The organism is Allokutzneria sp. A3M-2-11 16 (assembly GCF_024213555.1).
In the GTDB taxonomy this organism is placed as follows: Bacteria; Actinomycetota; Actinomycetes; order Mycobacteriales; family Pseudonocardiaceae; genus Allokutzneria.
The window spans coordinates 1,015,895-1,034,853 of sequence record NZ_JANAVO010000001.1 but is presented as its reverse complement, the minus strand read 5'-3'; the positions used below and the strand labels follow the sequence as shown (position 1 = coordinate 1,034,853).

Annotated in this window: 17 protein-coding genes; 14 read left to right on the top strand and 3 right to left on the bottom strand. The window is 69.3% G+C overall.

The window, feature by feature from the left end; all coding sequences use genetic code 11:
* Window positions 1–216: 216 nt before the first annotated feature.
* From typA to NLX83_RS05110, 11 genes are all read left to right on the top strand, one after another.
* On the top strand, window positions 217–2,127 hold the full coding sequence (gene typA / locus NLX83_RS05155) for a translational GTPase TypA (RefSeq protein WP_254233714.1): 1,911 nt from the start codon (window positions 217–219) through the stop codon (window positions 2,125–2,127).
* Window positions 2,128–2,517: 390 nt separating this feature from the next.
* Window positions 2,518–4,296: an ABC transporter family substrate-binding protein gene (locus NLX83_RS05150; protein WP_254233713.1), complete on the top strand. Its 1,779-nt coding sequence runs from the start codon at window positions 2,518–2,520 to the stop codon at window positions 4,294–4,296.
* Entirely contained in the window at window positions 4,250–4,900 is a 651-nt protein-coding gene (locus NLX83_RS42215) for an AfsR/SARP family transcriptional regulator (RefSeq protein WP_374118759.1), read from the top strand. The genes NLX83_RS05150 and NLX83_RS42215 overlap by 47 nt, the downstream gene beginning before the upstream one ends.
* Window positions 4,901–4,999: 99 nt before the next feature.
* Window positions 5,000–5,230, top strand: a complete 231-nt coding sequence (locus tag NLX83_RS05145; protein ID WP_254233712.1) for a hypothetical protein — start codon at window positions 5,000–5,002, stop codon at window positions 5,228–5,230.
* Window positions 5,231–5,609: 379 nt separating this feature from the next.
* On the top strand, window positions 5,610–7,382 hold the full coding sequence (locus NLX83_RS05140; RefSeq protein WP_254233711.1) for an ABC transporter family substrate-binding protein: 1,773 nt from the start codon (window positions 5,610–5,612) through the stop codon (window positions 7,380–7,382).
* A 212-nt stretch (window positions 7,383–7,594) separates the two neighbouring features.
* Window positions 7,595–8,593 carry an ABC transporter permease gene (locus NLX83_RS05135; protein WP_254233710.1) on the top strand — a complete coding sequence of 333 codons (999 nt, stop codon included), beginning with the start codon at window positions 7,595–7,597 and terminating at the stop codon, window positions 8,591–8,593.
* Window positions 8,586–9,506, top strand: a complete 921-nt coding sequence (locus NLX83_RS05130) for an ABC transporter permease (protein WP_254233709.1) — start codon at window positions 8,586–8,588, stop codon at window positions 9,504–9,506. The genes NLX83_RS05135 and NLX83_RS05130 overlap by 8 nt, the downstream gene beginning before the upstream one ends.
* Complete coding sequence (locus tag NLX83_RS05125) at window positions 9,506–10,639, top strand: ABC transporter ATP-binding protein (RefSeq protein ID WP_254233708.1); 1,134 nt, start codon at window positions 9,506–9,508, stop codon at window positions 10,637–10,639. Before NLX83_RS05130 ends, NLX83_RS05125 begins: the two co-directional genes overlap by 1 nt.
* Window positions 10,636–11,673 carry an ABC transporter ATP-binding protein gene (locus NLX83_RS05120; protein ID WP_254233707.1) on the top strand — a complete coding sequence of 346 codons (1,038 nt, stop codon included), beginning with the start codon at window positions 10,636–10,638 and terminating at the stop codon, window positions 11,671–11,673. Before NLX83_RS05125 ends, NLX83_RS05120 begins: the two co-directional genes overlap by 4 nt.
* A gap of 258 nt (window positions 11,674–11,931) precedes the next feature.
* Window positions 11,932–12,813, top strand: coding sequence for an N-acetyl-1-D-myo-inositol-2-amino-2-deoxy-alpha-D-glucopyranoside deacetylase (gene mshB, locus NLX83_RS05115; protein WP_254233706.1), 882 nt, complete (start codon window positions 11,932–11,934; stop codon window positions 12,811–12,813).
* Window positions 12,813–13,211: a hypothetical protein gene (locus NLX83_RS05110; RefSeq protein ID WP_254233705.1), complete on the top strand. Its 399-nt coding sequence runs from the start codon at window positions 12,813–12,815 to the stop codon at window positions 13,209–13,211. The genes mshB and NLX83_RS05110 overlap by 1 nt, the downstream gene beginning before the upstream one ends.
* Before the next feature lie 141 nt (window positions 13,212–13,352).
* Here NLX83_RS05110 and NLX83_RS05105 read toward each other — a convergent pair whose 3' ends face one another.
* Window positions 13,353–14,117, bottom strand: a complete 765-nt coding sequence (locus NLX83_RS05105) for a GNAT family N-acetyltransferase (RefSeq protein ID WP_254233704.1) — start codon at window positions 14,115–14,117, stop codon at window positions 13,353–13,355.
* 117 nt (window positions 14,118–14,234) lie between these two features.
* On the opposite strand from NLX83_RS05105, the gene fdxA reads away from it, so the two are divergent.
* Together fdxA and dapC are read left to right on the top strand one after the other, a co-directional pair.
* Window positions 14,235–14,561, top strand: a complete 327-nt coding sequence (gene fdxA / locus NLX83_RS05100) for a ferredoxin (RefSeq protein WP_254233703.1) — start codon at window positions 14,235–14,237, stop codon at window positions 14,559–14,561.
* The gene (gene dapC, locus NLX83_RS05095; RefSeq protein WP_256562986.1) at window positions 14,558–15,670 is read left to right on the top strand and encodes a succinyldiaminopimelate transaminase; all 1,113 of its coding nucleotides are present in this window, start codon (window positions 14,558–14,560) and stop codon (window positions 15,668–15,670) included. The genes fdxA and dapC overlap by 4 nt, the downstream gene beginning before the upstream one ends.
* A 6-nt stretch (window positions 15,671–15,676) precedes the next feature.
* Here dapC and NLX83_RS05090 read toward each other — a convergent pair whose 3' ends face one another.
* Window positions 15,677–16,594, bottom strand: coding sequence for a CHAD domain-containing protein (locus NLX83_RS05090; RefSeq protein ID WP_254233702.1), 918 nt, complete (start codon window positions 16,592–16,594; stop codon window positions 15,677–15,679).
* Window positions 16,595–16,768: 174 nt separating this feature from the next.
* A complete protein-coding gene (gene dapD / locus NLX83_RS05085) occupies window positions 16,769–17,752 on the bottom strand; it encodes a 2,3,4,5-tetrahydropyridine-2,6-dicarboxylate N-succinyltransferase (protein WP_254233701.1) in 984 nt (327 codons plus the stop codon).
* 66 nt (window positions 17,753–17,818) lie between these two features.
* On the opposite strand from dapD, the gene dapE reads away from it, so the two are divergent.
* On the top strand, window positions 17,819–18,895 hold the full coding sequence (dapE, locus tag NLX83_RS05080) for a succinyl-diaminopimelate desuccinylase (protein ID WP_254236084.1): 1,077 nt from the start codon (window positions 17,819–17,821) through the stop codon (window positions 18,893–18,895).
* Window positions 18,896–18,959: the final 64 nt, after the last annotated feature.

The window sequence follows — 18,959 nt, the reverse complement described above, 5'->3', positions numbered from 1 at the left end:
CGGTTTCGAGCGGCAGCACTTCTTCTTGAGCTTTCCCTTGCCCACGCGCGCCCTCCCTCCCGTGTCGTCCGGTGCCGTGGGAGACAGGATAGGATAGGCTTGCCTGATCTTGTGGGCGGTAGGGACCACGCTCCGTCAGCGGCTATCCTCCAAGTGGGTCACGTGCGCGTAGGAGCCGGTGGCCGCCCCCTGGCATTTCACTCAAGGAGCCCCCGCGTGCCCACCGCACCGACGACCGAACGCACCAGGACTGATCTGCGCAACGTCGCGATCGTGGCGCACGTCGACCACGGCAAGACCACCCTCGTCGACGCCATGCTGCGGCAGTCCGGCGCCTTCTCCGCCCGCGCCGAGCTGGTCGACCGGGTCATGGACTCCGGCGAGCTGGAGCGCGAGAAGGGCATCACCATCCTCGCGAAGAACACCGCGGTGCGCCGGGAGACCCCGGACGGCCCGGTGACCATCAACGTCGTCGACACCCCCGGTCACGCCGACTTCGGCGGCGAGGTCGAGCGCGGCCTGGCCATGGTGGACGGCGTCGTGCTGCTGGTGGACGCCTCCGAGGGCCCGCTGCCGCAGACCCGCTTCGTGCTGCGCAAGACCCTGGCCGCCGGCCTGCCGGTGGTGCTCGTGGTCAACAAGGTGGACCGCCCGGACGCCCGGATCTCCGAGGTCGTCGAGGAGACCCACGACCTGCTGCTGGAGCTGGCCACCGACCTGGAGTCCGCCGGCATCGAGGTCGACCAGGCCGCGATCCTGGACCTGCCGGTCATCTACGCCTCCGCCCGCGCGGGCCGCGCCTCGCTGGCCCAGCCCGGCGACGGCGAGCTGCCGGAGACCGAGAACCTGGACGAGCTGTTCAAGGTCCTGCTGGACTACGTGCCCGCGCCCAAGGCCAACGTGGACGCCCCGCTGCAGGCGCTGGTCACCAACCTCGACGCCTCCAGCTTCCTCGGCCGCATCGCGCTGTGCCGGGTGCACGCCGGTCGCATCCAGAAGGGCCAGCAGGTCACCTGGTGCCGCGAGGACGGCTCCACCCAGCGCGTCAAGATCACCGAGCTGCTGATCACCGACGCGCTGGACCGCGTTCCCGCCGAGGAGGCCATCGCCGGTGACCTGGTCGCCATCGCGGGCATCCCGGAGATCACCATCGGCGACACCCTCGCCGACCTGGACGACCCGCGCCCGCTGCCCCGGATCACCGTCGACGAGCCGGCGATCTCGATGACCATCGGCGTGAACACCTCGCCGCTGTCCGGCCGCAACGGTGGCACCAAGATCACCGCGCGGATGCTCAAGTCGCGGCTGGACTCCGAGCTGGTCGGCAACGTCAGCGTGCGCGTGCTGCCCACCGAGCGCCCCGACACCTGGGAGGTGCAGGGCCGTGGCGAGCTGGCGCTGGCCATCCTGGTGGAGACCATGCGCCGGGAGGGCTTCGAGCTCACCGTCGGCAAGCCGCAGGTGGTCACCAAGACCATCGACGGCAAGCTCTGCGAGCCGTTCGAGCGGCTGACCGTCGACTCCCCCGAGGAGCACCTGGGCGCGATCACCCAGCTGATGGCCAACCGCAAGGGCCAGATGGAGACCATGGGCGGGCACGGCACCGGCCGCATCCGGCTGGAGTACGTCATCCCGGCCCGCGGCCTGATCGGCTTCCGCACCGAGTTCCTCACCGAGACCCGCGGCACCGGCATCGCCAACCACGTCTTCGAGGGCTACCACCCGTGGGCGGGCGAGATCCGGGCGCGGCACACCGGCTCCCTGGTCGCCGACCGCACCGGCGCGATCACCGCCTACGCGATGATCCAGCTGGCCGACCGCGGAACCTTCTTCGTGGAGCCCGGCGCGGACGCCTACGAGGGCATGGTCGTCGGCGAGAACCCGCGCTCGGAGGACCTGGACGTCAACGTCTGCCGGGAGAAGAAGCTGACCAACATGCGGCAGTCCTCCGCCGACGTGATGGAGACGCTGGCCCGCCCGCGCAAGCTCTCGCTGGAGGAGGCGCTGGAGTTCTGCGCCTCCGACGAGTGCGTCGAGGTCGCGCCGACCGTGGTCCGGGTGCGCAAGCTGGTGCTGGACTCGCACCTGCGCGGCCGCGAGCGCGCCCGCGCCAAGCGCCTGAACTAGACGGCCGGGTGTGGTGGTCTTCAAGTACCACCGACCCCCTCTCCCGTTATCGCTAACCACCCCCAACCGCCGGGTCGGGGGTGGTTAGCGATGCTGTGGGGCTTGAAGACTGCCCAACCCTGGCGCGCCGCGAGGTGTCGTCTCCGCTGGATGACACCCGGCGGGGCCCTTTCACGACCAAGAGCATCGGTGAGGGCAACCGGAGCCCGGGTGGCACGTCAGCAGGAGAGGGGCCAACCCCAAGTAGGTTGGTGGCCGGTGGTCGGGGTACCGCCGACGAAGCCGCGTGCCCCGTCTGGCAACCTCGTGTGCGACATGTCCTTCTGACATGGCCGGGACAACGGCTGCGGGGATGCCGGTTCATGACACGAGCCATGGGAGGTGTGCCGCGTGGGCTCCCCAGGGGAGAAGAGACCGGGTAGATCGAGGCGGCTGCTCGCCTTGCTGTGCGCGGCCCTGACCGCGGCCACCGCGTGCACCGACCTGCCGCCGCCCCAGCTGGTGACCTCCACCCCGACCATCACGCCGTCGAAGACGCCGAACCTGACCGAGGTCGTCGTCGGGATCGACACCCTCAACCGCGGGTTCAACCCGCACGCCCTGGCCGACCAGTCCGCGCTGACCAGCACCCTGGGCGCGCTGCTGCTGCCCTCGGTGCACCGGCCCGGCCCGGACGGCACACCGGTGCTGGACCGCACGATCGCCAGCTCCGCCCAGGTCACCAAGACCGAGCCGTTCACGGTCACCTACACGCTGCGCCGCGACGCCTCCTGGTCCGACGGCGCGCCGATCGCGGCCGAGGACTTCGACTACCTCTGGCAGCAGATGCGCACCGCGCCGGGCGTGGTCAACGCGGCGGGCTACCGGTTGATCTCCGGTGTCGCCTCCCGGGACAGCGGCAAGACCGTCGAGGTCGCCTTCCGCAAGCCCTACCCGGGGTGGCGTTCCCTGTTCGCCAACCTCCTGCCCGCGCACCTGCTCAAGGACGCTCCCGGCGGCTGGCTCGGCGCGATGGACAGCAGCTTCCCGGCCTCCGGCGGCCCGTTCACGCTGAAGAGCGTCGACGTCGACCGCGGTGAGGTCGTCCTCGAACGCAACGACCGCTACTGGGACCAGCCCGCGGTGCTCGACCGCATCGTGCTCCGCAAGAGCGACCACAACGGCCTGGTCTCGGCGCTGCGCAACGGGAACGACCAGATGTCGTTGCTGCGCCCGGACCAGATCGCGATGGAGTCGCTGAAGGAGCTCGGCAAGACCGTCTCGCTGACCACGGTGCCGCGGCCGACCGTGCTCCAGTTGCTGCTGCGTCCCGCGAGCGCTCGCCTCGCCGACTCCCGGGTTCGCGCCGCCGTCGCGGCGGCGATCGACCGCGACGCGCTCATCGGCGTCGGTACCGGCGGTGGCCCGTCCGCCCAGCTGCGCGCCGACGCGCACGTCTACGCGCCCTCGCAGCGCGGCTACAAACCGACCATGCCCCCGGGCATTCCGGGCAGCGGCAAGCCGGACCTGGCCGCGGTCGAGCGGTTGATGGTCGAGGCCGGGTACGCGCAGCAGGCGGGCGCGTGGATGCGCAACGGCCAGCAGCTCAACCTGATCATCGCCGCGCCCGCGGAGAACGAGCCGTACGTGATGGTCGCCCACCAGCTCCAGCGCCAGCTCGCGGGCGCCTCGATCCCGGCGCGCGTGGTCACCTCGGTCGGCGACCAGCTCTACGGCGACATGCTCTCGCCCGTGGCGCCGCAGCCAGGTGTTCCGGTGGACAGCGGCGTGGACATCGCGGTGGTGCCACAGGTCTTCGGCGACGACCCGGCGACGGTGCTGGCCTCGAACTTCGGCTGCTGGACCGAGAACGACGGCGACGGGGCGGTTCCGGCGGGTCGGCCGAACCCGGCGAGCTTCTGCGACCGCGCGCTGCAACCGGTGATCGACGGTGCGCTGACCGGCTCGATGCCCCTGGCCGACGCGCTGCCCGGAATCGAGGCCGCGCTCTGGCAGCAGGCGGTGTCGATCCCGTTGTTCCAGCTCAGCGACACCCTGGTGACCCGGCCGGAGGTGTCCGGGGTGACGGCGGGACCGCCGCTGGCCGGGCCGTTCGTCGAGGCGGCCGACTGGAAACGGGTGCCTGTCACCACCTCCAGCAGCACGACCCCGACGCCTCCGACGAAGTGAGCGCCCGCTTCGGCGTGCTCGGCCCGCTCCGGGTCGTGGTCGACGAGGCCGAAGTTCCGATCCGTTCGGCAAACAGCGCGTACTCCTGGCAGCGTTGTTGTTGCGCGCCAACAGGGTCGTGCCGACCGGCGAACTGATCGGCTTTCTCTGGGCGGAGAATCCGCCCGCCAACGCGACGCGGACGGTGCACACCTACGTGACCCGCCTGCGGAAGTCGCTGGGCGACCGAGACCTGATCGGTGCTGTTCCCGACGGCTTCCTCATCCGGCTCCCGTCCGGCGCGCTCGACGTCGAGGACTTCGAACGCCTTGCCCGGCAAGGACTTCACGAGGCGGCACAGGGAAACCGCGATGCTGCGCGTACACCGAAGCCCTCGGCCTGTGGCGCGGCGACCTGCTGGCGGACGTGCCGTCGAAGTCCTTGTTGGACAGTGCGCATGGCCAGGATTCGTCGGGCGCACAGCCTTGCTGAGCCGGTTGTCCCAAGAGGACAGGGTGCTGCTGCCCGGCCCGCCCGGCGTCGGCAAGACGGCCGGAGGCGATGGTGCACTTCGAACGATCTTTGGTGCTGTGGCGCCAGGTCGGCTCGTACATCGGAGAAGTGACGTGTCTCAGCAGTCGCCAGGGAGACAAACGATCGCAAGCAGGAGACAGAGGCGCTGATACTGGCGCAGCAGACCGGATGTCGGCGTGGTCTCGGCCGTGTGCTCGTGATGATGGCGAAGGCGCACCTTGCGCTGGGCGAGGACGAGGTGGCGCTGGTCCGTGCGCGGGAAGCGGTTGAGCTGAACCGGGGCTTCGCGCAGCGCCTCGAACTCGCCCGATCGCTGCTCGTTCTCGGCGAGGTTCGCGGTGGCGAGGACGGCGCGCGGGACCTCGCCGAAGCTCACTCTCTGTGGTCGGATATGGGCCTGCCCGGCGGTCCGAGCCGCTAGTCCGACCTGTCACCGCATCCACCCGGAGCAGTGACCATCTGTCCATGTGGCCGTCACAGGCCGGTCCGAACGTGTTGTGACCTGTAGTTCGAATGGGTGGATGCCTTGTTGAAGATTACGTACTGACGATGGAAAATCTGTGTAAGTTACCGTTCGGAAAACGAACTCTGCCGTTCGGTAACCGACTCGTCACTCTCTGTGAGATCCGAGTTACCCTTTGGTCACGATCAGCGGGTGGAGGATGACCGTCGCCGAGTCGGGTTCCTAGCGTGCAACCCGACGCGCCGGTCGAGGGCAGTGAGAGGCGCGTCCTTTGATGATGGGTCAGCATGGCCCCGATCGGCTGTGCGTTGTCCCAGCGCTAGGAGGGCTCGTGTCCATGAGGAGATCGAAAGCCGTCTCCGCGCTCGCCGTGATGACCGTTGGGGTCCTCGCGCTGAGCGCCTGCGGCGGAGGTGGCGGTAACGGCGGCGGTACCGAGGGCGGAGGTGTCCTGACAGCTGCCAAGGGTTCGCAGCCGGACGGCATCTACAAGGCGCCCAAGGTGAAGTCGGGCAAGGAAGTCGTCGTCGGTCACGATGCCCCGTACACCACGTTCAACAACCAGACCGCGGACGGCAACAACTTCAACAACACGCTGATCGCGAACCTGGTGCTGACGGAGCCCTTCTTCGTCGACATCAACAACAAGGTTCTGCTGAACGGCGATGTGATGGACGCCGTCGAGGAGACCTCGAAGAGTCCGCAGGTCATCACGTACAAGATCAAGAAGGGCGTGCAGTGGTCCGACGGCGCCGCCTGGGACTGCGACGACTTCTACCTGGCCTGGCTCTCGCAGAGCGGTAAGGCGAAGAAGCCGGACGGCAAGTCCACCTACTTCACCCCGGCCGGCACCAACGGGTACGAGTACATCACCCCGGAGTGCAAGGACGACCTGACCTTCGTCACCACGTACAGCCAGCCGTACGCGGACTACAAGGGCATCTTCGACAAGGCCTCGATGCTCCCCGCGCACATCCTGGAGAAGGAGACCGGCGTCGCGGACGTCACCAAGGTGACCCCGACCTCGCCGGACGTGGAGAAGGTCGCCACCTTCTGGAACACCGGCTGGAACGGGTTCAAGAAGGAGCTCATGCCGGCGTCGGGCCCGTTCAAGTTCGACTCCTGGCAGCAGGGCCAGTACGTGCGCGTCGTGCGCAACGACAAGTGGGGCGGCAACCCGGCCGGTCCCGAGGCCGTCACGATGAAGAGCATCTCCGACCCGACCGCGCAGAAGCAGGCGCTGCAGAACGGCGAGATGAACATCATCGCCCCGCAGGCCGAGCCGGTGCTGGCCGGTCAGCTGCGCGAGTTGTCCTCCCAGGGCGTGAAGTTCTCCGCCAAGCCGGGCGCGACGTTCGAGCACCTGGACCTGAACTTCAAGCGCCCGCTGTTCCAGGACAAGGCGTTCCGGCAGGCGTTCGCGGAGTGCGTCAACCGCAACGAGATCGTCGACAAGCTGGTCAAGGGCGTCGACCCGACCGCCAAGCCGCTGGGCAGCCTGCTGTTCATGGCGGAAGAGGCCGGTTACAAGGACGACTTCTCCGCGGTCATGCCCGCGGACCCGGCGAAGGCGGGCAAGACGCTGGAGGCCGCTGGTTGGGCCAAGGGTGCGGACGGCATCTACGCGAAGGGCGGCCAGAAGGCGGCCTTCAAGATCAGCCACACCGACATCCCGCGCCGCAAGCAGACCGTGGAGCTGATCCAGTCCTCCTGCCGTCAGGCCGGTATCCAGATCGAGGACGACACCGACCCGAACTTCCTCGACGAGCGGGTGAGCAACGGCGACTACGACGTGGCGCTGTTCGCCTGGGTCGGCTCGCCGTTCAAGGCGGAGAAGAAGCCGATCTACATCACCGGTGGCGGCCAGAACTGGCAGGGCTACTCGAACAAGAACGTCGACGCGGAGATGCCGAAGGTCGACACCGAGTTCGACGAGTCCGTTCGTGACGCCGCGCTGCAGCGTGCGAACAAGGCGATGGCCGATGACTACGCCTCGCTGCCGCTGTTCTCGCTGGCCAACCTGATCTCGTTCAACGACAACGTGACCAACGTCGGCTACCACTCGCGCAACGGTTCCACCTGGAACGCGTGGGAGTGGGAGGTCTCCTGACCTCGCGGTTCCGCAGTAGAACGATGTAGAGAACTCGAAGCGGGTCGGGACTTCACCTGGTTCCGGCCCGCTTCGCATTCGAAGCTTTGTCGATCCGGCCGTAATCGGGTTACCAACGAGTATGGTCGCGCTGCGCGTCTTGCGGAACGGCGTCCCGGAGCCGCCACAAGCGGTGTGTTCGCCCCGAACTCGCTCCCACCAAGGAAGACAACGTGGTCCGCTACATCATTCGGCGACTACTGGTCTCGATCCCGATCCTCGGCATCGGATCTTTCCTCGCCTATCTCATGGTCGCCTCGGCAGGTGACCCCCTGGCCGAACTGCGCGGCCGTCCCGGCAGCACCGAGGCGGACGTCCAGAACCTGGCAATCGAACTCGGGCTCGACAAGCCGATCCTGGCACGTTACTGGGACTGGCTCACCTCATTTTTGTCCGGCGACTGGGGGACCAGCGTCGCGCTGGGCCAGGCGCGGGCCGATGTCTTCGACCGGGTCACCACGGCCTTCGGCACCACGTTCAAACTGGTGCTCGGCGCCGAGGTCCTGGCGGTCACGCTGGGCATCGCCGTCGGTGTGCTCGCGGCCGTGAAGCAGTACTCCATCTTCGACTACCTCGCGACGTCCACGGCGTTCGTGATGTTCTCGATGCCGGTGTTCTGCGTCGCGATCGTGGTCAAGACCTACGGCATCCAGTTCAACAACGTGCTGACCGGTATGGGCATGGACAGGTGGCTGACCACCGCGGGCCCACCCGTCGGCGGCTTCAAGGGTGACGTGTTCGACCAGGTCTGGCGCTACACGGGAACCTTCCTGCTGCCGACCATCGCCCTCGGCGCGATCAGCTTCGCCGCGTACAGCCGGTTCCAGCGCGCGGCCATGCTGGAGACGCTGAGCTCGGACTACGTGCGCACCGCCCACGCCAAGGGCCTGCGCCCGATGCGGGTGATCTTCCGGCACGCCTTCCGCAACGCGCTGATCCCGGTGACCACCCTGGCCGCGCTCAACATCGGCGCGGTGTTCAGCGGCGCCATCATCACCGAGACGGTCTTCGGCTGGAACGGCATGGGCAAGCTGCTGGTCAGCGCGGTCCAGCAGTTCGACCCGCCGATGCTGATGGGATGGCTGATGATCACCGCCATCCTCGTCGTCGTCTTCAACCTCGTTGCCGACATCCTCTACGGCATCCTGGACCCGAGGATCCGCCTTGGCTAATCCACAGATCACCGAGACGCCCGCCGCGGGCGCGGCCTCGTCGAGCTACGAGTTCGGCACCGGTGCCCGCAAGCAGTGGCAGACCATCCTGCGGCGCTTCACCCGGCACCGCCTGGCCATGGTCAGCCTCATCGTCCTCGTGCTGCTCACCCTCGGCGCGGTCGTCGGCGCGGCGTTCTGGAAGTACGACGTCACCTACACCGGTGGCTCGTCCTTCGCCCCGCCGAGCGCCGAACACCCGCTGGGCACCAGCCAGATCGGCAAGGACATGCTCGCCCTGATCTTCCAGGGCACCCAGTACTCGCTGCTGATCGCGCTGGTCGTGGCGTTCATGGCGACGATCATCGGCGTGGTCCTCGGCGCGGTCGCCGGGTTCCTGCGCGGAGCCGTCGACACGTTCGTCATGCGGCTGGTCGACCTGTTCCTGATCGTGCCGCAGCTGGCCCTGGTCGCCATCGCCGCGCGCGCCTTCCCGTCCAGCTGGTTCACCGTGGCCATCGTGCTCGGCCTGTTCAGCTGGATGCAGGTGGCCCGGATCAACCGCGGCCAGACGCTGTCGCTGTCCGAACGGGAGTTCATCGAGGCGGCCAAGGCGCTCGGCGCGAGCAACAGCCGGATCATCTTCAAGCACATCCTGCCGAACCTGACCGGCATCATCACGGTCAACGCCACCCTCGCGGTGGCGACGGCGGTGCTGTCGGAGGCCGCGCTGTCGTTCATCGGCCTCGGCGTGAAGCCGCCGGACACCTCGCTCGGCCTGATCATCATCGAGAACTACTCGCAGTTCCAGGACCGGCCGTGGCTGTTCTACGCGCCGTTCGTGGTGATCGTGCTGATCTCGTTGACGATCAACTTCATCGGCGACGGTCTGCGCGACGCGTTCGACCCGAGGCAGACGAAGGTGCGTGCCTGATGACCACTTCCGAGAAACTGCTCACCGTCGACGGTCTCGGCGTGGACTTCCCGACCGAGGACGGCGTCGTGCACGCGGTCCGCGGCGTGTCCTTCGAGCTGGAGCGCGGCGAGGTGCTCGGCATCGTCGGCGAGTCCGGCTCGGGCAAGTCCGTCTCCTCCTCGGCGATCATGGGACTGCTGCCCAAGACCGCGAGGATCTCCGGCTCGATCACGTTCAAGGGCACCGAGATCGTCGGGTTGAAGGGCCGCGCGCTGGAGAAGATCCGCGGCAACGACATCGCGATGATCTTCCAGGACCCGATGACCTCGCTGAACCCGGTCTACACCGTGGGCTGGCAGCTGGCCGAGGCCTACCGGGCGCACCACGCGGTGCCGAAGAAGACCGCGTGGGACAAGGCCATCGCCGCGCTGGAGCAGGTCGGCATCCCGCAGCCGGACCGGCGGGCCAAGCAGTACCCGCACGAGTTCTCCGGCGGTATGCGGCAGCGGGCGATGATCGCGATGGCGATCATCAACGACCCGGAGCTGATCATCGCCGACGAGCCGACCACCGCGCTGGACGTGACGGTGCAGGCCCAGGTGCTGGAGACGCTGCTGCAGATCCGCGACCTGACCGGCGCCGCGATCATGATGATCACCCACGACCTCGGTGTCGTCGCGGGCATGGTGGACCGGGTCCAGGTGATGTACGGCGGGACCGTGGTGGAGTCCGGCCCGGTCAACGACGTCTTCGAGGCGCCGAGGATGCCCTACACCGTGGGGCTGCTCGGCTCGATCCCGCACGCGGGGCTCCTCGGCCAGCGGCTCACCCCGATCAAGGGCGCGCCGCCCTCGCTGATGAACCTGCCGCCGGGCTGCGCGTTCAGCCCGAGGTGCCCGCTGGCGATCGACGACTGCACGTCGGCGGAGCCGTCGCTGCTGCGGGTCGGCAGCAACGGGCACTCCGCCCGCTGCATCCGCTGGGAGCAGCTGGCCGAGCACCCGGACCCGAAGAAGTTGTTCGCGCACAGCGAGATCGGCACGGTGGAGAACCCCGCCGCGCTGACCGAGGCCGACCCGAGCCTGCCCGTCGCCGAGGACCTGGCGACGGTGGAGGCCCGCATCGCGGCTGAGGAGGAGAAGACCTCATGAGCGTCCACACTGATTCCGCCGCGCAGGGCGCGCTCGACGGCGGCCCGGCGACGGAACCGCTGCTCCAGGTCAAGGACCTGGTGAAGTCCTTCCCGATCCGCGGTGGCGGGGTCATCCCGCGCACCGTCGGGCAGGTGCAGGCGGTCTCCGGGCTGACCTTCGACCTGGCCGCGCGGGAGACCCTCGGCCTGGTCGGCGAGTCCGGCTGCGGCAAGTCCACCACCGGGCGGGCGATCCTCCAGCTGCACAAGCCCACCTCGGGCTCGGTGAAGTTCGAGGGGCGCGAGCTGACCTCGCTGACCACCAAGCAGCTGCGGCCGGTCCGCCGGGACATGCAGATCGTGTTCCAGGACCCCTACGCCTCGCTGAACCCGAGGTGGTCGATCAACGACATCGTCTCCGAGCCGTTCCAGATCCACGGCTTCGACGGCGACGTCCAGGGCCGGGTCGACGAGCTGCTGGAGCTGGTCGGGCTCAACCCGGAGCACCGCAACCGCTACGCGCACGAGTTCTCCGGCGGGCAGCGGCAGCGCATCGGCATCGCCCGCGCGCTGGCGCTCAACCCCAAGCTGGTGGTGCTGGACGAGCCGGTGTCCGCGCTGGACGTCTCGGTGCAGGCCGGTGTGGTGAACCTGCTGGAGGAGCTGCAGGAGCGGTTCGGGCTGGCGTACCTGTTCGTCGCGCACGACCTGTCGGTGGTGCGGCACATCTCGCACCGGGTCGCGGTGATGTACCTGGGCAAGATCGTGGAGATCGGCGCGCGGGAGCACATCTACTCCCAGCCGACGCACCCGTACACCCAGGCGCTGCTGTCCGCGGTGCCGCTGCCGGACCCGCAGGCCGAGCGGCAGCGCCAGCGGATCGTGCTCACCGGTGACGTGCCGAGCCCGGTCAACCCGCCTTCGGGCTGCCGGTTCCGCACGCGCTGCTGGAAGGCTCAGGACATCTGCGCGGTCGAGGAGCCGAAGCTGGAGCACCGGGCCGGCGGCACGCTCTCCGCCTGCCACTTCGCCGAGGTGAAGGAAGTCGTGTAGTCCTCGCACCACGCACGCACAAGCGCCCCCTGCTTTCGTAGGGGGCGCTCGTGCGTCCGGTCGCTGTGCGTCATGTCGATCTTCGGATGGGTGGGCGCGCAAGGGTGGGGGAGTATGAACGACCGGGCGCATTCGATCTTCGGGATCTAGGCATTCACCTGCAAAGAGGACCCGATCCAGCCATGGGGGCGAATATTCCCCTCGACCGGGGGTGACCACGGTGCGAAGCGTTGACAACCCCGCCACTAGGCTGATCCGGTGACACTGACGGCTCCACCCCGGCTGCTGCTGGTCCATGCGCACCCGGACGACGAAAGTCTCTGGACCGGCGGCACGATCGCGCGTTACGCGGCACACGGCGTGCACGTCACCGTGATCACCTGCACCCTCGGCGAAGAGGGTGAGGTCATCCCGGAGGGCCTGCGCGGGCTCGGCCCCGACGCGGCCGACCAGCTCGGGGGCTACCGGGTCGGTGAGCTCCGCTCCGCCTGCGGCGCGCTCGGCATCGCCGACCACCGCTTCCTCGGCGGCCCCGGCCGCTGGCGCGACTCCGGCATGGTCGACACCGCGGCGAACGCCCACCCCAGGGCCTTCGTCAACGGTGACTTCGAGGAGCAGGTCGCGACGTTGGAGGCGGTGCTGCGCGAACTGCGGCCGCAGGTCGTGGTCACCTACGACCCCAACGGCGGCTACGGCCACCCCGACCACATCCGCGCGCACCAGGTCACCATGGCCGCCACCGAGCGGGTCCCCGAGGTCGACCGGGTGTTCTACGCGGTGACCTCCCGCGCGGCCACCGAGGCCGGGGTCGCGGCGCTCGCCGACGCCGACGGCCTGCCGTTCCGGCTGCCCGCGCCCGGGGAGCTGCCGGTGACCGAGGACGCCGAGATCACCACCACCGTGGACTTCTCCGAGAACCTCACGGCCAAGCTCGGTGCGCTGCGCGCGCACGCGACCCAGGTGCAGGTCTGGCAGGCTGGCGACGGGACGGCGGCATACGCGCTGTCCAACGGCATCGCCCAGCCGCTGGTCACCACGGAGTACTACGTGCTGGCCAAGGGCAGTGCCGAAGGCGCCGAGACTGACCTGTTCGGCGTCTCCGCCGTTCAGGACACTGCGCAGGGAGGGGCCGGACGCTAGTGCGCTCTGCCGGAGACCGACTGTTCTTCGTGGTCCTGCTCATCGACGCGGTCCTGCTGGCCGTGGCCGAGCTGGCGTTCCTGCCGTTGCGGGTGCGCGACCTCGCGCCCGGCGTCGGCGTCGACGGGAACTGGCCACTGCCCGTCTCGGTGCTGGCCGCCGGGCTGACCATGCCCCTGCTGGTCAAGCTGGCGGCGGGACTGTCAACGCGGATGTCGATCGCGGGCGCCCCGCTGCTGCTCTGGCTCGCCACCGTGATCGGTATCGGCATCGCCGGTCCCGGCGGCGACCTGATGCTCACCAACGACTGGCGCGCCCTCGCACTGCTCGCCGTGGGCGCCCTCCCCGGCGCCGTAGTCCTCGGCGGAGTCCTGGGCACCCCTCCAGCCCACGCCTAACTCCCAGCGCTGTTTCCCGTTTCGTACTCTTGTTGGGATTTGGGAGCGCTCTCTTTCCCGCTATGAGTACGAAACGGGATTGGTTTGGACCACGTCGGCCTGCGATGAGTGGGCGCGGAGGACGGGGCGTATGAGGGCATCTTAGCTCGGGATCCAATAGCAGTAGCCGTGGTGGATGTGGGCGCCCAGGGTTTGGTAGAGGCGGATGGCGGGGGCGTTGTTCTCGGACACTTGGAGTACATAGCGTTGTGCGCCAAGGGATTGGGCCCATGTGGCCAGTCCGGCGAGCAGGTCGCGAGCCAGGCCGCGGCGCCTGGCGTCGGGGTGCACGGTGAGGCGGGCGAAGTGCAGGTAGTCCTCCACGACCGCGCCTCGCACGACGGCCAGCACGGAACCGTCCACGGTCACCGCGCCATAGCCGACGGCATCGGCGGACGTCAGCACGTGGTGCTCAGCCGGAGTTGGTGCGGCGCGGCCGACGATCAGCGGCCACCACGCGTCCCAGGGAGTCGAGCGGACTTCGGCGCGATGCGGAGCCACGAGTGCGTCCAAAGGGCCTACCTGCACCAAAGACGGCATCCCGGCGTACTCCACCTCCAGGCGCCACCCCGCCGCGACCAGTGAAGGCTCCCAACGGCTGCCGGTGATCACGTGCGCCCGGGGCGGCTGGCCGTGCTCCCTGGCAAACGCGGCGGCCTTCGCGAGAGCGTCCGGCACGGGCATGTCCGGGGAACCGAGCAGCAGCGTGGAGTTGGCGCGGCCGGTGAAGCCACCCGCGGTGCGAGCGCGCCAACCACCGATGCGCAGTTCGGCCACCGCGGGCCAAGCACGGGCGCACAACTGTTCGAGTGCTTCGTCGTCGTGGCGCACCCACGCATCCTCGATGTTCACCTGGCGGGATCGCATGCGACTTCTTTGTGAGAAGCGGCACCGGGTGACACTCTTCATGGTCCCCGGGGGATACTTGAGGGGTCGCGTGCTCCCGAACCGCGCGACCGAACTGACAAGGAGCAGGAGACCGCTGTGACCTACGTGATCGCCCTACCCTGCGTCGACGTGCTGGACAAGGCATGCATCGAGGAATGCCCCGTCGACTGCATCTACGAGGGTGATCGGATGCTCTACATCCACCCCGACGAGTGCGTCGACTGCGGTGCGTGCGAGCCGGTCTGCCCCGTCGAGGCCATCTACTACGAGGACGACGTCCCGGAGCAGTGGGCCGACTACACCAGGGCGAACGTCGACTTCTTCAACGAGCTCGGCTCGCCGGGCGGCGCCTCCAAGGTCGGCAAGATCAACTCCGACGACAAGATGGTCGCCGCGCTGCCGCCGCAGGCGTCGGAGCATTGATCGGCCCGGCATCGGCGCTCCGGGGCGGTCCTGACCTGCCCGACTTCCCCTGGGACGCGCTCGCGGGCCCCAAGGCCACCGCGGGCGCGCACCCCGGCGGCATCGTCGACCTCTCGGTCGGCACGCCCGTCGACCCGGTCGCCCCGGTCATCTCCACGGCGCTGAGCTCCGTCGCCGACGTGCCCGGCTACCCGCTGACGCACGGCACCCCCGCGCTGCGGGCCGCGGTGCTCGGCGCGCTGGAGCGGCGGCACGGCATCACCGGTCTCCACCACGACGCGGTGCTGCCGACCATCGGCTCCAAGGAGCTGGTGGCGTGGCTGCCGACGCTGCTCGGCGTCCGCCCCGGCGACGTCGTCGCGATCCCCGAGCTGGCCTACCCGACCTACGAGGTCGGCGCCCGGCTGGCCGGGGCCGAGGTGGTCCGGCTGGGTCACGGCGAGCTGCCCCCGGCGGGCACCACCCTGCTGTGGCTGAACTCCCCGTCCAACCCGACGGGCCGAGTGCTCTCCGCGGAGGCGCTCGCCGAGCTGGTCCGCGCGGCCCGCGAGGTCGGCGCGTTCATCGCCTCCGACGAGTGCTACCTGGACCTGCCGTGGACGGCCCGTCCGGCGTCGGTGCTGGCACCGGAGGTGCACGGCGGCGACCTTGCGGACATCGTCGCGGCGCACTCGCTGTCCAAGACCTCCAGCCTGGCCGGATACCGGGCCGGGTTCGTCACCGGGGACCCGGTGCTGGTCAAGCGGTTGCTGGAGGCGCGGAGGCACGCGGGCATGATGATGCCCCGGCCCGTGCAGGCGGCGATGACCGCGGCGCTGAACGACGATAAACACGTTGCGGCGCAACGGGACCGCTATGCAGGACGACGCAAGGTCCTGCTGGACGCCTTGCAGAGCAACGGTTTCCGTGTGGAGCACTCGGACGCCGGTCTCTATCTCTGGGCGACCAGGGACGAGGACGCGTGGGCGACGGTCGCCTGGCTCGCGGAGCGCGGCATCCTCGTCGCTCCGGGCACCTTCTACGGTCCGAACGGCGCCAAGCACGTTCGAGTGGCCCTCACCGCCACGGACGAACGCGTGGCCGCTGCCGCCGACCGCCTCTCCGCCTGACCGTTCTCAGATGGCGCGCGCCTGGACTTCGGTCCAGGCGGAGAGCCACTGTGCGCGGTTTTCGGCTTTGCGGAGCTGTTCCCGCTCAACCAGGCGCCCGGCGGCGAAGGCCATGTCGACGTCGACGCGCTTGCGCGCGGCGAGCAGCTCGCGGACGCGGTCTTCGGCGACGCACGCGTCCTGGTGTTCGCCGAGCACGTCCTGGAACGCCTTCGTGGCCTTGATCAGCTTGCGCATCGGCTTGCCCACCAACGGTTTCGCGAGATCGGCGGTGTAGCGCAGCCGCTTGCCCTGAATGCGCAGCGCGTGCAGCACATCGTCTTCCGGATCTTCGCCCGCCTCGTCGACCGCATCGGCGAGCTTGGAGAACTGCTTGCGCACCAAGGAGACCAACGCATCACTGTCCGAAGTGGACGATGGGGTGAAGCGGGCGAGCCGGTGCAACAGCTCGTCGTAGCGCTTGCTGTCGAACAGGGCGGTGATCCGTTGCCGCGCGATCGTGCGCTCCGCCTCGATGTCGCCCATCAGAGCCTCGATCGCGAGACGTTCCGCCGGGGGCAACGCCTGCTCGTCGAGCCGCGCCAGCAGCACGTCCATATCGCGCACAGGGCCGAGCACGCGCCCGACCGTCTTCAGATCATCGCGGAGCGCCTTGTGCTCTGAGCCCTTGAGCAGCGGTCGAGCCGCGCGGAGCACCGCGCGAAGGCGGCGCACGGCCACGCGCATCTTGTGCAGCTCTTCGGCGTCCTTGCCCCGGCGGACACCGGGCTCACGCTTGACGATCACCCGCAGCCAACGATCGATCGCCGCGTGCACGTGCTCGGCGACTGGGGCATCCGGCGCCGCACTACGCGGCTCATCGGGCAGGCCGAGGGCACCGACATCCCGGCTTCGACGGACCTTCACAACACGAAGCCGGGACATCGGGACCTCCTTGGGTGTGTTTCAGGGGTCCGTGTTCGCGATAGCCGGGCCGAGCCCGCCCCTGGCGGCGTCTCGGCGAAGGCCACGTACAACACCGGTACGCGTCCTCCCCCGAGTCTTGCCAGGAACGACCCCGATCCCGGCTCTCATCGAACGAGACCCCTGAAACACACCCTAATCGTTGGCGTGCAACACCGCGTTCAGCTCGAAGCCGCCAGGCGTGCGCGACTTCACCTTCACCGCGCCGGAGACCGAGTCGCGGATGAACAGCAGGCCGGAGACGCCGGAGAGCTCGCGCGCCTTGACCACGCTGCCGTCCTCCGCAGTCACCTTGGTGCCCGCGGTGACGTAGAGCCCGGCCTCGACGACGGTGTCGTCACCGAGAGAGATACCCACTCCGGCGTTGGCACCAATCAAACAGCGCTCACCGACCGAGACGACCTGCTTGCCGCCGCCGGAGAGGGTGCCCATGATCGACGCGCCGCCGCCGAGGTCGGAGCCGTCGCCGAGCGCCACGCCCGCGGAGATCCGGCCCTCGACCATGGACGCGCCCAGCGTGCCCGCGTTGAAGTTCACGAAGCCCTCGTGCATCACGGTCGTGCCGCTCGCCAGGTGCGCGCCGAGCCGGACGCGGTCGGCGTCACCGATGCGGACACCGGTCGGCAGCACGTAGTCGACCATGCGCGGGAACTTGTCCACGCTGTACACGGTCACCGGGCCACGCGCGCGCAGCCGCAGCCGGGTCAGCTCGAAGCCCTCGACCGCGCAAGGGCCGTGGTTGGTCCACACGACGTTGGCGAGCAGGCCGAAGATGCCGTCCAGGCTCTGGCCGTGCGGGCGGACGAGGCGGTGCGAGAGCAGGTGCAGCCGCAGGTAGACGTCGTGCGCGTCGACCGGGGCGTCGCCGAGCCTGCCGATCGCGGTGCGGACGCCGACGACCTCGACGCCGCGCTCGGGGTCCGGGCCGAGCACGGTGCGCGCCGCATCACCCAGGGCCTCGATGGTCTCCTCGCTGGTGAGGCGTTTGCTGCCGGACTCGCCGGAGTCGGTCAGCGCGGGCGCGGGGAACCAGGTGTCCAGCACGGTGCCGTCGGCGGCGATCGTGGCGAGGCCGACGCCCAGTGCGCCGGTCGTGTGCGGGTCAGGAGTGTGCGTCACGCCTGCACGGTAGTCGCCGAAGCAGCGTGCGGGCGACGTGACCTTCTCGGTAGCGTGCCCGGTGTGATCCCGCCTCTTGACCTCACCGCCGACCCCATCGAGCTGACCGCCGCACTGGTGGACATCCCCAGCGTGTCCCGCGACGAGGCGGTGATCGCGGACGCCGTCGAGGCGGCGCTGCGCGCCCAGGCAGGACATCTGGAGATCGTCCGCAGCGGCAACGCGGTGCTCGCCAGGACCAACCTCGGCCGCTCCTCCCGCGTGGTGCTCGCGGGGCACCTGGACACGGTGCCGGTCAACCAGAACATGCCGCACTCGCGGTCCGGCGACGGCGACGAGCTGGTGCTGCACGGCCTGGGCACGGTGGACATGAAGGGCGGTGACGCGGTCATGCTCAACCTCGCGGCCACCGTCACCGAACCGCGCTTCGACCTCACCTTCGTGTTCTACGACTGCGAGGAGATCGCGGCGGAGCTCAACGGGCTCACCCGGATCGAGCGCGACCTGCCGGAGTGGCTGCGCGGCGACCTGGCCGTGGTCTGCGAGCCGACCGCCGCGGCGATCGAGGCGGGCTGCCAGGGCACCCTGCGCGTCGACGTGCGCGTGCCGGGGCGGCGGGCGCACACCGCGCGCGGCTGGATGGGCGTCAACGCGATCCACGGCGCGGGCGAGGTGCTGCGCAGGCTCAGCGCGTACGAGCCGCGCCAGCCGGAGATCGACGGCTGCCGCTACCACGAGGGCCTGCAAGCCGTGAAGATCACCGGCGGTGTCGCGGGCAACGTCGTCCCGGACGAGTGCGTGGTCAGCGTGAACCACCGCTTCGCCCCGGATCGCAGCCTCGACCAGGCGTTCGCGCACGTCAGCGAGGTCCTGGAGGGTTTCGAGCTGACCCGCACCGACGGCGCGCAGGGCGCGCTGCCCGGGTTGGGCGCGCCGGTCACGCGGGAGCTGATCGCCGCCTCCGGCGGTGCGCAGCCGGTGGCCAAGCTCGGCTGGACCGACGTGTCCCGCTTCGCCGCGCTCGGCATGCCCGCGGTGAACTTCGGCCCCGGCGACCCGAAGCTGGCGCACACCCAGGAGGAGCACGTCCCGGCGTGGCAGATCACCCACTGCTCGGACGTGCTGCGAAAGTTCGTCAGCTGACTCCACCAATTCCACCGAAGTGATGGCGCGGAGCGGCTTTCTTCGTGATCAACCGGCTCTAGCG

What these genes read in the sequence shown, in the direction of transcription:
- NLX83_RS05105 (WP_254233704.1), bottom strand. Translation starts at nt 14,117, where the DNA reads ATGCGATCCCGCCAGGTGAACATCGAGGATGCGTGGGTGCGCCACGAC.
- NLX83_RS05140 (WP_254233711.1), top strand. Translation starts at nt 5,610, where the DNA reads ATGAGGAGATCGAAAGCCGTCTCCGCGCTCGCCGTGATGACCGTTGGG.
- NLX83_RS05090 (WP_254233702.1), bottom strand. Translation starts at nt 16,594, where the DNA reads ATGTCCCGGCTTCGTGTTGTGAAGGTCCGTCGAAGCCGGGATGTCGGT.
- NLX83_RS05120 (WP_254233707.1), top strand. Translation starts at nt 10,636, where the DNA reads ATGAGCGTCCACACTGATTCCGCCGCGCAGGGCGCGCTCGACGGCGGC.
- NLX83_RS05125 (WP_254233708.1), top strand. Translation starts at nt 9,506, where the DNA reads ATGACCACTTCCGAGAAACTGCTCACCGTCGACGGTCTCGGCGTGGAC.